Here is a 13423-nt window from a genome sequence, read left to right on the forward strand (position 1 = left end):
AAGGGAGGTGAGCGTTATCGCCAAGTACATTTTTACCGCGCTTGATGGCGCTTTGCTGAACGATTTGGGAAATCTGACCACGACCACCGCGATGTCGCTCAACAACCTTGGGGTGCCGCTGTCGATCGTGACCGGTCGGGCGGCGTTTGAGATCAGACCGATCCTCAAGCGGCTGCAAACCGACGCGCCACAGATCGCGTTTCACGGCGCTTTGATCTTCGCACCACGGACGGGGAAGAAAAGTTTGTTGGGAGCCTGGCCGCTCCAACCGTTGGCGATGATGGCCTTGATCCGTTCGCTGTTGGCAAGTTTTCCAGAGCTGGGGATCAGCGTTTTCGATGCTGAACACGGCTATTCGGTGCGCGAGGCCGCAGGGTCGCGGTACAAGTTGCTCGGGCGCAAGCGCCTTGAGGTCTTACCGATGCAACAGCTGTTTGGCACCAAGCTCAAAGAGGTCTTTAAGATCAGCCTGATCACCCCCACCCCAGCCGGCGTCCAGGCGGTGGCAGATTTCTTACATCGACTCCATCTCCGAGATATCCGCACCGTTTCGGTGGGGGATTGTCAGCTCGACATCGTCAGTCGCGACGCCAGACCGACGCGAGGGATCGATTATATCATGACGCGCTATCGGTTGTACGCTGGGGACATCGTGTATTTTGGGTGTCACGACGACGAGGTGCGGGCGACGGATTTTGCCGGGGTGCAGATCGCCATGGGCAATGCGGAGCCTTCGGTGCGCGCGGATGCGGATTACGTGACGACCAGCAACAACGACAACGGGGTCGCGCTGGCGCTACAACGGTTTCGCTTATTATAGCGACCGGAGGCTCCGCATTTGCGAAAGAAAACCGCAAAAACATCATGACAGCGCTTACTTTTTCTGCTATACTAACAACAGGGAGGAAGGAGCGCCTCCCTGGGCAGTTCCGTCAGTGGGATGGCGGACAGTGGCAGTTTCCTCTTATGAATCAACCTCCAGTGGGGTTCAAGGTAGACTTGGACAAAAACTGTGGGTCAGGACCCTTACGGCGGTTCCTGGCCTGTTTTTTTGGCTAAGAAATCGGATAGTTCAGATGCTTGCATCCCTTATCACCACCAGGCATAATGGCGGTGATAAGGAGGCGTGGCGATGAATTCTGAGAAAAAAACGTTCCGAACCACCCAGATCGCGCGATTGCAGACCAATGCCGCCGCTACCAAAGCGGCTTCAGCGACATTGCTGGCTAAGCTGGTTGCATTGCCGGCCTGGCAACAGGCCCGCACGATCGGGGTCACCGTCAGCAATGGCTTTGAGGTGCCAACCGCACCGGTGATCGAAGCGGCGCAGGCGGCAGGCAAGCAGGTGTTGATCCCGCGGTGCATGCCGCAGCGTCAGCTCGCCTTTTTACCAGATCCCGGTCCAGACCACCGGATCAAGAGCAAGTTCGGGATCCCGGAGCCAGCTTATGATCCAGCGCTAGTCGACGACCAACCTGACCTGTTGCTCGTGCCAGGGATCGCCTATGCAATAGATACGCATTACCGGATCGGTTTTGGTGGCGGGTATTACGATCGCTTCTTGGCCCGCTACCTTGGCCACACGGTGACGCTGGCGGCACCTTCGATGGTGTACCCAACGGCTGCTTGGCCGGTGGAGGCATTCGACATGCGGATCCAGACGTTGATTACGGTGTAGAAGTTAAGTGCCGGTGTAGCATGACGCCAAGCAGTCGTGCTGTACCGGCGTTTTTGTGTGGCGCGCTCAGTCTGGAAAATAACCCAGTTCACGCAACGGCGGGGCGATCCGTGGCAAGGTTGCAGGGCGATGGTCGATGAAGGCGTCGAGGTCGCGTTGAAGTTGGAGGCGGGCGTTGGCGACGAGGGTCGGCCAGTAGTCGTTGGGCAAGACGTGCCAGAGTCTGGCGATGGGATCCGGTGGCGTGAAAGTTTGAAAACAGGTTAGCCGATCGAGATTACGATAGGTGTTGAAAAAAGTCGAGGCCGACACGATTCGTTCACCTGAGTTGGTTTGCGCCCAATCAGCTCGGGTGAGGACGCTCAGGGTCTCGTGGTAAACTGGAAACGCCGGATTCTGGGCCGGCAGTTGTGGCTGATAGGCGAGGAGTTGCCGGGTGCGACCGGCGTTGGCCAGGCCTGGTGAGTAAACCTCTCGGATCAAACCGACGATGAAACCGAGGCCATCATCGTCAATCGTGATGGTGTTGTAATAGACGCGTGGGGTTTCCATGTGTAGGGCACCTATGATATAAACCATGTGAGGATTATATTTCCTTTCGTCGTGATGATATTTTCTCTTTTAGTTTAGCGGCTATCTGGAAAATAGGTTGGCAAAGGTCGCTACACTTGTGGGTTGACGCCTGCTGACGATTAATCGAGAATAATCTTTATAAAGTTGTGGCATCACAAGATAAATCGGCAAGGAGATAACAAACAGTAATCATTAATGTACCACCATGTCCTGATTTGTGGTATCTGGTCATTCTGAAGTAATCAAGTGGAAGTCAGAATTACCAAGTGCTATGAAATGAGAAAATCGTGAAAAATCACTGACTGGTGCATGGCTAGATGGCGACAGCTTTCATCATGTCTTGACAGAGCGCTTTTACCTTCATTTGCTATGTTATTCATGAGCAGGATGGAGGTGAAAACATGTTTAGGACGCATAAGATCCGGTGTTATCCGAACGCGACCATGCGTCGAGTTTTGGCCCAAGCATGCGATTATCGACGCTATTGTTACAATCAAGCGTTAGCCACCTGGAATGAGATGTATGATGCATCAGTGGCTTTGGCGGATAAGACCGCGCGACCTAATGAATATCTGGTTCGTAATGAATTAGTCACCAATAAAGCCGACTGGCAATATAGCCGTTCAGCGCGAATCTTACAATTGGCGGTTCATGATTTAGCACAGGCCTGGAAGAATTTCTTCAACCCCGAGATGACAGATCATCGCAAACCGCGGTTTAAATCAAAAAAACGCAGTCGGCTTGGTTTTAAGACCGATCGGGCAATCATCGTTAATGGTAAGTTGCGGTTAGATAAACCGCAGGGCTATCATGATCGATGGGACGATATCCGCCTAGCTGAAGCACCACGTTGGTCAGGGCCTGTCAAACTTACTACGATTGTCAAAGAAGCAGATGGCTATTACGTTTGTCTAAGCATCGATGTGGCGAACCCAGAGCCACTACCCCAAAACCAACGCGTATGTGGTGTTGATGCCAATATTGGAAAATTCGTCTACAACGATAGTGAGACAATGTCTGCCACCTGCGTATTGACGGAACAGCTGGTCAGTTTGTATAACCGCGTGTCTTTGTACCAACGGCGCCTCGCCCGCAAGCGTCAGGCGAATCCCGAGCACTTTCGCTCTAATAACTATTGCGTAACGAAAACCAAGTTGCAGCGGATTTATCAGAAAGTGACGAGGATTCAAAATGACTTCTTACAGAAGTTGACGACTATGTTGGTGCAAGCTAACAGTACAATCGCTATTGAAAACTTGGACGCCAAGCGTATGAAGATGAACAAGCGACTGGCGAAGAACTTACATCGTTCGCTGTTTGGCCACTTCAAAGTGTTGATTAAAGACAAGACGCAGTGGTATGGGCGTCAGTTGGTGCTGGTTGATCGGTTTTATCCGAGCACGCAGCGGTGCAGTCGTTGCGGGTTGGTGAAAACTGGCGATGACAAGTTGACTCTGACAGGTAACGCCCGCCATGGCACCAAACATCACGAGTTTCATTGCTACGGCTGTGGCGTTCAGCTTGAGCGAGACGAGAATGCCGTCCAGAATTTGATTCAATACGCTCAGGGGCAGGCTATGTCCTAAAGGTTCAAGAGCCAGTCAATGTTGCGAGGTGTATGCCGAGGTAAGAATACTGGTGTTGACGGGACCAAATAAAATCACGAATGTACAACTATGAAAGGAAATATATAATCCTTTACTAGTGTCAGTAGGCATTCTTCCACATTTTATATAGCAGAGAAAATGAAACGATTGTGGCTATTACTGGTGTTGTTAGCGGGGCTAGCGGCACCGACCCAAACGGTGCGAGCCGAGAACTTACATTATTCCGTGGCGGCGCAGCTGCCTGACAACCAGATCGATCAGCAGGTTTCGTATTTTGCCCTCAAAGTGGTGCCAGGAAGCCAGCAGACGCTGACGCTCACGATCACCAATAAGGATACGCAAGCCCATCGCTTTCAGGTGAGCATCAATCGCGCCACCACCAATACTAATGGGGAAGTCGATTATACCCGGCATGAGCTAGCGGCCCCGGCGTCGTTGGAAGCTAACATCGAGCAGATGGCGACGACCCCCAAGACGGTGACGGTACCGGCACAGTCGGCCAAGCCGACCACCATCCAGTTGCGCGTGCCGGCCAAGCCTTTTGCCGGTGTGGCGCTAGGTGGAGTCCGCGTCGTCGAGGTCGATTCGACGGCGGCCTCCAGCCACAAAGGGCTTCAGCTGACCAATAAGTTCGCCTATGTTGTGGGGCTGTCAGTGCAAGAAACTGACGACTACAAAACGATTGCCCCTAAGCTTGAATTACGTCGCGTGACCGCCAAACAGCTGAATTATCGCAACTACATCGCTCTCGATTTGGAGAATACGAAGCCCAATTTGATCCACCGCTTACAGCTTCAAGTGAAGGTACTCAAAAAAGGCCAAAAGCAGCCGTATATCACCTATACGAAAGATCGGTTGGCGCTGGCCCCAAATAGCCGTTTCACCTTTCCCGTCAGCACAGGAAACCAGCAGCTACAGGCCGGCAACTACACCATGATCCTCGATGCGCACGCTGCAGAAGGCAACTATCGCTGGCATTTTCAGCGGCAATTTCGCATCACCAATACCAAGGCGAGACAGCTCAACCATACCGCGGTCGATCAGAAGCGTCCGCAAGGCAGCTTGTTATTGCGGGTGCTGTTGATCGTCATCGGCCTGTTAGTCGTGGTGCTAGGATTGGTCCTTGTATTGATGTGGCATGATAATAAAAAACGACATCGTTAAAATAACAATAATGATTTTAGGAAGTCCCTAATAAAAAAGGGGTTTGGCCACGATTAAGCGCTCAAAAGCAAGATGGGATCGATTCAAATTTGAATAAATAATTACTATTTTTATGGTATTGATCCTCGACCTGTGGTATAACATTAAAAGAACTACACATATTTGAATCACTTGTCACTAAATGGTTTGGGGGAATCGTTTTTGAACAAGCACTTTATTTTGGTGGCTCTAGGTGTCTTTAGTGCGGTTTTTGCCGCGCTATGCGCACTTGGAACTCCTGTTGTTGCACACGCTGATACTGCAACGTCGACGGCATCAGTTTCTTTTACAATGCCAAAAAACAGTTGCGTCGCAATCGATAAAGTACCGAACATCGATTTTTCAGCGGCAAAGTATTCTAGTAAGGCACAAGATGTCGACGCCAGCAGCGTCGATACGGCAGTGTCAGTGACCAATCCCGGCTTTGCTAATGGCTGGTCGGTTTCGGTTGCTGCCACCGATTTTGTCAGCGCAGACGATCAAGATCAGATCCATTCAGCACAGCTGACGTTCGACCAAGCGGCGGTCCAAAGTGCCACAACGGCTACGGCGTCAAGCGATACGGCGTCGACCACCATCACCACTGGTGGGGATGCAGCGACGTTGATCAGCACCAATGCGCAGTCGTCTCGTGGGACAACCACTGCTAAATATGCTGCTACCGCGATCCATCTGCACATTCCTGCAGGTAATGCTAAGGCTGACTACAACGCGAATCTCGACTGGACGTTGAGCAACGCGGTCCAATAGAACGAATAACTTTATCATAAACAGGTTGCATCTAGCCCAAGTAAAGGTTATGATGTTACTCGTAGGCAAGAACAATTGAATTTAAAAGCTCACCCAGATGACAGGCCTTATGGCATATCTGGGACGACCCGTACGCAGGGACTATCTTCGGATAGTCTGCTGTGACGGGTCGTTTTGTTCTTGTTCAGGTTTCTTGATGATCTTCCCCCAAACCATCATCGAGTGATCATATGTGTGCAAATACGAGCCGTTCAATCGGCAATAAGTTTCGCAAATTCGCCATCAAATCGATGGCTTTTTGCGTTAACAAGGACTTTTTTCCGAAACTGAGAGTCAGTCGCTAGGCGGCTGGCTTTTTTGTGGTACGATTGTGAAAAATTAATCTTTAAATAACAATGAATGCTGTATTCAATTATAAAATGTTGTATGCTTAACCATGCATGGCTGAACTTGGGTCGTGCCCTTTAGTCTGACGATGGGAGTTCCAGAATGGAATTAGTTGGCAATACGTTCTTTTGGACATTTTTCTATATGATCGGGTTCGTGGCATCATTGGAAATCGTCGAAGAACTCGGTCCACAATTTATTGAGCGCTGGATTCATCGGCGTATTCCCGCTCCAGTATTGATCGCGATCTATGTCGTCGCGGTGATCTTCTTCATCCGCGCACTCCGGCTGTTTGGGACGACGTATACTTGGACCGCCAACGCGCTGCGCAACGGGACGTTGATCTACATCTCCAAGCGGCTCAACGACCGCAAAGCGTTCCGGTGGCTGCTCCTCGGGGTGTTCATCTCATTTTGGCCGTTTTGGCACTGGGACATCCCGTCGTTGGTCGGGTTTATCCTGACACTGTTGATCTTGATCCCGATCAACAACCACCAAGTCTGGATCAAAGCAAACCATGTCCGGCATGGCATTGTCTTGGTCAGCGTTTCGCTGATCTATTGGCTTTTTGACATGTTCAGCTATCATTATGAGTTGCTGCCGACCTTAGAAGTCACCTTGACCTTCGTCATCGTGGTGGCGTTGGCCCATGTGTACGACCATCTGCTGGTATACCGGCGCAAAGAAGCCGATTCGCTACAATATGATAACCAACACGACGCGTTAACAGGTGCGTATAGTCTCAGCAAGTTCACGACCGACTTCACCCGGTATCGTCAGCTTGCCGTTTCCGGTTCGCCGGTGGAGGTCCATCTGGTGATGATCGACATCGATCATTTCAAGGCCGTCAACGACACTTATGGGCACTTGGCAGGTAACGACGTGTTGAAGACTTTCGTCGCCGATTTGACGCAGTATCTCGATCAGATCAAGTATCCGAGTGCGCTGTATCGTACAGGTGGTGAAGAATTCAGCATTTTGCTGTCTGGTGGCGCTAATGACGAGGAAGCCCGAGCGTTGGTCGCTCATTACAGCAAGCACCTGCAACAGCTGAAGATCCATACGTCAGGCACAACGTTGTCGCTGACGATCTCGGCAGGCATCACCCGGGTCTTGGCTCAAGACGCTCAAAACGATCGCACGATTGCGCGGGCAGACGCCCATCTGTATGAGGCCAAAAACGCTGGCCGCAATCGCGTTGTTGCAGACACGTAGTCAATAACAACAAAAACGGCGAGGTTGGCTGATATCTGAGATGATATCAGCCAACCTCGCCGTTTTTGATGGCTTAAGCCGTGGTCGCCAACAGTGCCGGATGGCCAAAGTAGTAGCCTTGAAGGACATTAGGGGCATACGCATCAGCGATAGCAAGGTCTTCGGGTGCTTCTAAGCCTTCGATCGCAAACAGCTTGCCTTCGGCGACCGCACGATCGTGCCATTGGCGTAACAGCGCTAGCGGCACCTGCATGTTGTCGTCGGTACGGAAGTTTTGTAAGGCAAACTTGTACTCGACGGTATAAGGCAACAGCGCCATGGCCATGGCGGCCTGATTGGCGCCGGTGCCGACGTCGTCTAAGCAGACGCGCAACCCGGAATCGGCGTACTGCTTGGCTGCCTGCGACAGGCGTTCGGAGGCGACATGTTCGTCGCGCTCGGTCAATTCGACGACTAAGTGTTCCGGATGCAGGAGTTCTCCGGCTAAGGCGGTGAGTTCTCGCAAAAACTGGGCATCAGCAAATTGTGCTTGATCCAGGTTAAAAGAAATCAGTGGCAGCGTTGCTGGCAAGGCGCCAAGTGTTATGCGCAACAGCTCCGTGATGTCGGTCGCACTGTATTGGGAGAAGTCTGTGGGGACGCCCCATCGTCCATTTTGCCATTCACGTAACAACAATTCGTAACCGATCAATTCATCGGATTGCGGATAGCGATATTTTGGCTGGCCAAAAAAACGAATCAATAAGAACGCCTCTTTCTTTACGACAACTACCATATATTGGGTGTCAAGATTTAGCTTAAGCCTACAATGCATAATGCGTTGCGTCAATTACATTCATACGGTTTGCACGAAAAAAGATAGTTGTACCCGAAAGTGTATTATGCTGAATGAAGATGGAGGTGGAAAATGTGAATGCAGAGCGACTTGCAGATCTTCGACACGAGCGGCCGAAAACCCGGCAGGCCGACGTCGCTCAGATGTTAGGGATCGGCACGAGTACTTATTCGATGTACGAACAAGGGTTACGCGAGCCAGATGACGAAACAAAAGTTAAGATCGCCCATTATTTTGGCGTTTCTGTCGACTATTTAGTGGGTAACAGCGATAGTCGCACGGCTCAACCAACGCGTTCACTCGATGCAGAGTTATTAGCCTTACAGCACCAACTACGCGATAACGAAGCAACCCCAACTTATCACGGTAAGGTGCTGACGGCGACGGCAAGACAAGGCATCGCCGCGTTGATCGACGGTGTTCGCAAAGCCGCAGACGCGCTAGTTGACTTAACCGATGATTGATAGCGCTAACTTATTTAGCTATTAATAGAATTTACGAAACATTCATTTTTGCTACCGTCATGGGTCGGTAAAAAGCGAACCGTATTTAAAATTATGGTCGCGTTCGTGCAATAAAGACCGGACAAGCAAAGGGAGACAAGGCGCATGCGCCTTGTCTCCCTTTGTGTGTTCAGTATAGACTTTGCAAATAAGGCTTGCTCATGGTGACAACGGCCTCAGAACCGGTGTTTTCCAATGAAGCGACGGTGAGATAGGTGTTGTTATCAGCATCGATGGCAACGAGGAAGCCATTCTGCTTGCCGTCGGTGTCTTGCTTTTGTTTCAGCTCCGCGGTACCAGTTTTAGCGGCGATGGTGTGACCGGCGAGCTGCAAGTCATGAGCGGTACCGTTGGTGTCAGCCACCACATGGGTGAGCGCCGTCTTGACGGTGCTGGCGGCATCTTTGGCCAAAACGGTCGTGCGTTGGCCGTGACCGGTCGGCTGCAGGGTCGGTTGTTGCATCGTGCCGGCGTTGGCGATGGAGCTGTACATCGCGGCTTGTTGGATCGGCGACAACAGGAGCTGGCCTTGCCCGTAAGCCGTGTCAGCTAGTAGTGTGCTTGATTTTAGCTTGTCAGTATTTGAAATCTGGGCGCGGTTTTGCGTAACCGGCAAGGTGGCTTGCGTTTTGAACAGTGGGGCGAGGCCTTTGAGATAGGCGCTGGCGCCCATTTTCAAGGCGGTTTGGGCAAACCAGATGTTATCGGAGTTCACCAGCGCCTGGGTCATGTTCTCCGGGCTGGCGTCGACGGTCCGGGTCACCTTGTAGCTACCCCAGCTGCTGTCGGCTTGCCACTTGAGGCCAGAGATGGCCTTGGTGGTGTTGGCGGTGATCGTGTGGTTTTGAAGCGCGATCGCGGCGGTCAGCATCTTGAATGTCGAACCTGGTGCATAGCGTTGGGCAAAACGGCTGACGAAAGGCAAGGCGCTGTTGTTGGCGTATTTGGCATAATCGGTTTGGGAGATGCCGTTGACGAATTTATTCGGATCGTAGCTTGGCGCACTCGCCAGGGCCAGTAATTGGCCGGTTTTTGGTGCCATGGTCACGATGCTGCCAGGCTTATTAGCCAGCGCGGCAAAGGCGGCTTTTTGCTTGGTGCTGTCGATCGAAAGCGTCAGATCCTTACCGTTTTTAGGGGCGGTTTTAAGCAGGGTGCGGCTATTGTCGCCGTTTTGGATGGCGATTTTGCCGCCGTCGACACCGCGCAGTTGCTTGTCGGCGGTTTTCTCCAGCCCTGCTTTGCCCAGGACTGAATCAGCGGTCAGTGACGGGGATTTGGCGATGTCGTCTGCAGTGGCGGTTCCGACATAGCCGATCAGCTGGGCGGCGGCTTCACCGAGCGGATAGGTGCGCGACCCAATCGTCTGGTAGCTGGCGCCGGTCAACGCTGGCGCTGCCGTCACCACTTTGACCGGCACGAAGGTGTCAGCGGTCACCCAAGACTGGTTGAGCAAGGTTTGGAGACTGGCGACTGGCACCGACCAGGCGGTGGCGATTTTTTGTAGGTTGGTCGTGCGGGTGGTGCCGCTGCCTAATTGTTTAGGCAGCAGTCCGGCTTGAATGACCGTGCCGTTTTTGGCGAGCAGCTGGTGGTTGCGGTCGTAGATCTGCCCGCGGGTCGCAGGGATCGTGGTCAGCTGAACTGTGTCTTGGCCGTCCATATTAGGAAACAGTAGCGACGGCGACCAGCGCACGCGCCAGTCGTTCCCGACTTTGACGAGCGTGGTGCGATAGTGTTGCGCCTTGAGTTGGCCGATCTTCGTCGTCATAGTGGCGGTGAAGGTCAACGGGGCCGAGGTTTTGCTGGCCTTGCCAACGTTGAGGTGAGAGATCTTGATGTTGGTGGCGCCGACCCGGGAAAAAACGGCTTGGTTGCGGGCGATCAGCGTTTTTTTCGTGTAGTGCCAGCCGGTGCCTGTGAGGTGGCTGGTGTCGACTTGCGCGGCCAGCTTGGTGTAGTTGCGCGAAGCAAACGCCTTGGTGTAGGCGGAAGCGGTGGCCTGCATCGCGGCTTGTTGGGTCTGTGTCTGATGCCAGCGATACCAGCCGAAACCGCCGGCGATGATGATGACGGCGGCCGCAATGCCACCGGCAAGCGTGAGAGACGATTTTTTCATCCGAGGGACTCCTTTTTTCAGTGGGGGGACAGAAGCTAGCTCCATTGTACCTGTGAATAACGGCTGATGCCCGTTAAATCAGATAGTTATCAACAAGTGGATAAGTTGACGCTATGCCTGTCGGCCGCCTACAATGATAGTGAAAGTGGGTGGGAAAATGGAACTATTACCGATTCGGATCTATGCACATGACGCGCCGGCCGGGTTGCGAGTGTTGATCGATCGTGTCTGGCCGCGGGGGATCAGCAAAGTCAATGCCGCGCTAGATGATTGGGACAAAACCATCGCCCCCAGCACAGAGTTGCGCAAGTGGTTCGGGCATGATCCCGAGAAGTTTGCGGAATTTCGCCAGCGCTACCTTGCCGAGCTTGAGGCCAATCCAGCGACACCAGACTTTATCGCCAAGCTGCAAGCCAGCAACGCTGAGCGCGTGTTACTGTTATATGGCGCCAAAGATACCGCGCATAACAACGCAGTGGTGTTGCGGGACTATCTTGCAGATAAGATTTAATCTAAAATACACGAAAAAAGCGCGAATTCAAGATGATTCACGCTTTTTTCGTACCGTTTAGTTGTCCACAAGGGGATAACTTTAACGACACAAGTTATCCCCAGTGGGAAAAGCTCACATTCGCGGTAGTTGTGGTTCGGCGAAATACCGGCCGCGACCAAGGTGGATGCCGAGGTTACGGATCGTTTGGAAGTCGTTGCGGTTATCGATGCCAGAAACGATCAAATCTTTGTTGGCCTGTTTCAGGCGTGTGCGCCAGGCCAGGATCTCGTCGGCAAAGTGCGGATCGGTGAAATTGGCGGTGAGAGTATTGAGGTTGATTTCCAGCTGATCATAATGCTGGATCCAGTTTGTGACCTGGCGGGCATTTTTGTACGGAATGAAGCGCTCCGAGACGATGACGACACCAATGTTACTTTGATGATAACGAATGGATGCCCGTTTAAAATCCGCAAACACCGGCCGATCGGTCAGGCTGAGTGTCAGCGTATCTGCCGGTGCCCGATCGCGGTTGAACGCGATCAGTTGGGTGATTGCTTCCGGGTCGATAAACTGCTTGGGCGTGAGCCGGAGGACCGGATGCCCGCTGAGAAAACGATCATTTTCCTTGATGATCGCGAGCAAGGTGGCGACATTGAACCCGGCGCCGGGATCGTCGACCCAAGTGCCGTTGTGCTGGTCGAATCGCGACACGGCCAAAACGTTGGCGGTGGTTTGGTTATTGCCGAAGTCGACGATCGGAGCGGTGTAATAGGCAAACAGACGGGTCAAATGGTAAGTTTGGGAAGCCACCAAGGTCTTGCCGTCGATCGTGACCGCATCGCGACCGCGACGCTTGGACAGGTAAAGGTTGGCGTCTGCCCGGCGCACAACGTCCAACGTGACGTGATCGTCTTGGCTGATGCGAGTAGCGCCCACAGAGACGCTTAGGTTGAGCTGATGCGCGTTGACGGTGAACGTATGGTTGCGGATGGTCTGCCAAAGTTTACGGGTGAACGCTGGCAGATTGCAGTCGGCGCTGGCGATAATCGCAAACTCTTCGCCGCCGGTACGGTAAAGCTTGGCTTGGCCGTCGTGGCATAGCGTCTGGACCAAGGCGGTGGTGTCTCTCAACACCGTGTCGCCGGCAATATGGCCGTATTCGTCGTTGACCGACTTGAAAAAATCCAGGTCGAACATGATCAGGTTGAATTGCCCTTCAGCCAAGCCGTTGGCGAGATCTTGGCGAAAACGGGCATAGCTGAGCGCGTTGGTGAGATGGTCGTGATCGGCTTCTTGCTGGAACGTCTGCGCTGTTGTATCGCGGTACTGCAGACGTTGCCACAGCCAGAATCGCTCAGCGATAAGGACGAGAAAAGTGATCAAGACGCGCAAGGTGCTTTCGATTGGGGCGTTGGTTTGCGGCTGCCAATAAATCGCCCAAAAGAACGTGCCGACGGCCAGCATCCCCCACAGGTGTTGGCTGACATAATCACGCTTGAACCATAGCCAAACGAGTCCGATCACAAAGCCGAACAGCACCCAGTGCCAAGTCGTCGGCGCGATCGGCAATATCGCAGACATGCTGATGAATAGTAGGAGCTCTGCGGCCCGCACGAGATAGTCAGGCAGACTGATTTTTTCATCCAATAGCGCAGAACTCAGCCCGAAAAAAGCGATGTTGAGATAAAAGCGTTGGGTATCGGGATACACGACGGCGCAAAGCGCACAAAAGGCGGCCAGCGCCGTGTTAGAAAGTGGCAATCCCCACTGCGCAAGGCGGCCGCCGCGATGCCATAGATATTGGTAGTACATGTCGTAGCCTGCGATGATCCCAAACGATAAAAGCAGGTGAACTGTCCATAGGAGCCAACTGTGCATAAAATAGCCTCATTTGATCCGTCATATGTGCTAAGTTTATAGTAAACTATTAGATCCTGGATTATTCACCTCGGTATTTGGGACATGAAATCGCATCTGGCCGGTCTGAAAGCAACGTTTGGAGCGTTGCGAATACTGACTGAGCGGAGAAGTTGGTGATCGATGCACCACGAACAGACCGA

Annotated in this window: 12 protein-coding genes; 8 read left to right on the forward strand and 4 right to left on the reverse strand. The window is 52.6% G+C overall.

What is annotated here, in order from left to right; all coding sequences use genetic code 11:
* The first annotated feature begins 7 nt into the window (after positions 1 to 7).
* Entirely contained in the window at positions 8 to 820 is an 813-nt protein-coding gene (locus tag ACYVRB_RS08410; RefSeq protein WP_461214716.1) for an HAD hydrolase family protein, read from the forward strand.
* Positions 821 to 1132: 312 nt separating this feature from the next.
* Positions 1133 to 1678: a 5-formyltetrahydrofolate cyclo-ligase gene (locus ACYVRB_RS08415; RefSeq protein ID WP_461214718.1), complete on the forward strand. Its 546-nt coding sequence runs from the start codon at positions 1133 to 1135 to the stop codon at positions 1676 to 1678.
* A gap of 66 nt (positions 1679 to 1744) precedes the next feature.
* Here the strand turns inward: ACYVRB_RS08415 and ACYVRB_RS08420 are convergent, their stop codons facing one another.
* Positions 1745 to 2230 carry a hypothetical protein gene (locus tag ACYVRB_RS08420; RefSeq protein WP_461214720.1) on the reverse strand — a complete coding sequence of 162 codons (486 nt, stop codon included), beginning with the start codon at positions 2228 to 2230 and terminating at the stop codon, positions 1745 to 1747.
* A 422-nt stretch (positions 2231 to 2652) separates the two neighbouring features.
* Here ACYVRB_RS08420 and ACYVRB_RS08425 point away from each other — a divergent pair, with 422 nt between their 5' ends.
* The 4 genes from ACYVRB_RS08425 to ACYVRB_RS08440 all read left to right on the forward strand — a co-directional run bounded on the left by ACYVRB_RS08425 (position 2653) and on the right by ACYVRB_RS08440 (position 7413).
* A complete protein-coding gene (locus tag ACYVRB_RS08425) occupies positions 2653 to 3837 on the forward strand; it encodes an RNA-guided endonuclease InsQ/TnpB family protein (RefSeq protein ID WP_461214722.1) in 1185 nt (394 codons plus the stop codon).
* A gap of 159 nt (positions 3838 to 3996) precedes the next feature.
* Positions 3997 to 5022, forward strand: a complete 1026-nt coding sequence (locus ACYVRB_RS08430) for a DUF916 and DUF3324 domain-containing protein (protein WP_461214723.1) — start codon at positions 3997 to 3999, stop codon at positions 5020 to 5022.
* A 330-nt stretch (positions 5023 to 5352) separates the two neighbouring features.
* Entirely contained in the window at positions 5353 to 5811 is a 459-nt protein-coding gene (locus ACYVRB_RS08435) for a WxL domain-containing protein (protein WP_461214724.1), read from the forward strand.
* A gap of 489 nt (positions 5812 to 6300) precedes the next feature.
* The gene (locus tag ACYVRB_RS08440) at positions 6301 to 7413 is read left to right on the forward strand and encodes a GGDEF domain-containing protein (RefSeq protein WP_461214725.1); all 1113 of its coding nucleotides are present in this window, start codon (positions 6301 to 6303) and stop codon (positions 7411 to 7413) included.
* A 73-nt stretch (positions 7414 to 7486) separates the two neighbouring features.
* On the opposite strand, the gene ACYVRB_RS08445 is transcribed toward ACYVRB_RS08440, so the two are convergent.
* Positions 7487 to 8155 carry an EAL domain-containing protein gene (locus ACYVRB_RS08445; RefSeq protein ID WP_461214727.1) on the reverse strand — a complete coding sequence of 223 codons (669 nt, stop codon included), beginning with the start codon at positions 8153 to 8155 and terminating at the stop codon, positions 7487 to 7489.
* Positions 8156 to 8322: 167 nt separating this feature from the next.
* Between ACYVRB_RS08445 and ACYVRB_RS08450 the strand changes: the two genes are divergently transcribed.
* On the forward strand, positions 8323 to 8712 hold the full coding sequence (locus tag ACYVRB_RS08450; RefSeq protein ID WP_461214728.1) for a helix-turn-helix domain-containing protein: 390 nt from the start codon (positions 8323 to 8325) through the stop codon (positions 8710 to 8712).
* A gap of 169 nt (positions 8713 to 8881) precedes the next feature.
* Here ACYVRB_RS08450 and pbp4 read toward each other — a convergent pair whose 3' ends face one another.
* The gene (gene pbp4 / locus ACYVRB_RS08455; RefSeq protein ID WP_461214730.1) at positions 8882 to 10870 is read right to left on the reverse strand and encodes a penicillin-binding protein PBP4(5); all 1989 of its coding nucleotides are present in this window, start codon (positions 10868 to 10870) and stop codon (positions 8882 to 8884) included.
* 157 nt (positions 10871 to 11027) lie between these two features.
* Here pbp4 and ACYVRB_RS08460 point away from each other — a divergent pair, with 157 nt between their 5' ends.
* The gene (locus tag ACYVRB_RS08460; RefSeq protein WP_461214731.1) at positions 11028 to 11381 is read left to right on the forward strand and encodes a DUF488 domain-containing protein; all 354 of its coding nucleotides are present in this window, start codon (positions 11028 to 11030) and stop codon (positions 11379 to 11381) included.
* Between the two features lie 114 nt (positions 11382 to 11495).
* On the opposite strand, the gene ACYVRB_RS08465 is transcribed toward ACYVRB_RS08460, so the two are convergent.
* Complete coding sequence (locus ACYVRB_RS08465) at positions 11496 to 13241, reverse strand: bifunctional diguanylate cyclase/phosphodiesterase (protein ID WP_461214733.1); 1746 nt, start codon at positions 13239 to 13241, stop codon at positions 11496 to 11498.
* Positions 13242 to 13423: the final 182 nt, after the last annotated feature.

This window comes from Lacticaseibacillus boliensis (genome assembly GCF_054784775.1).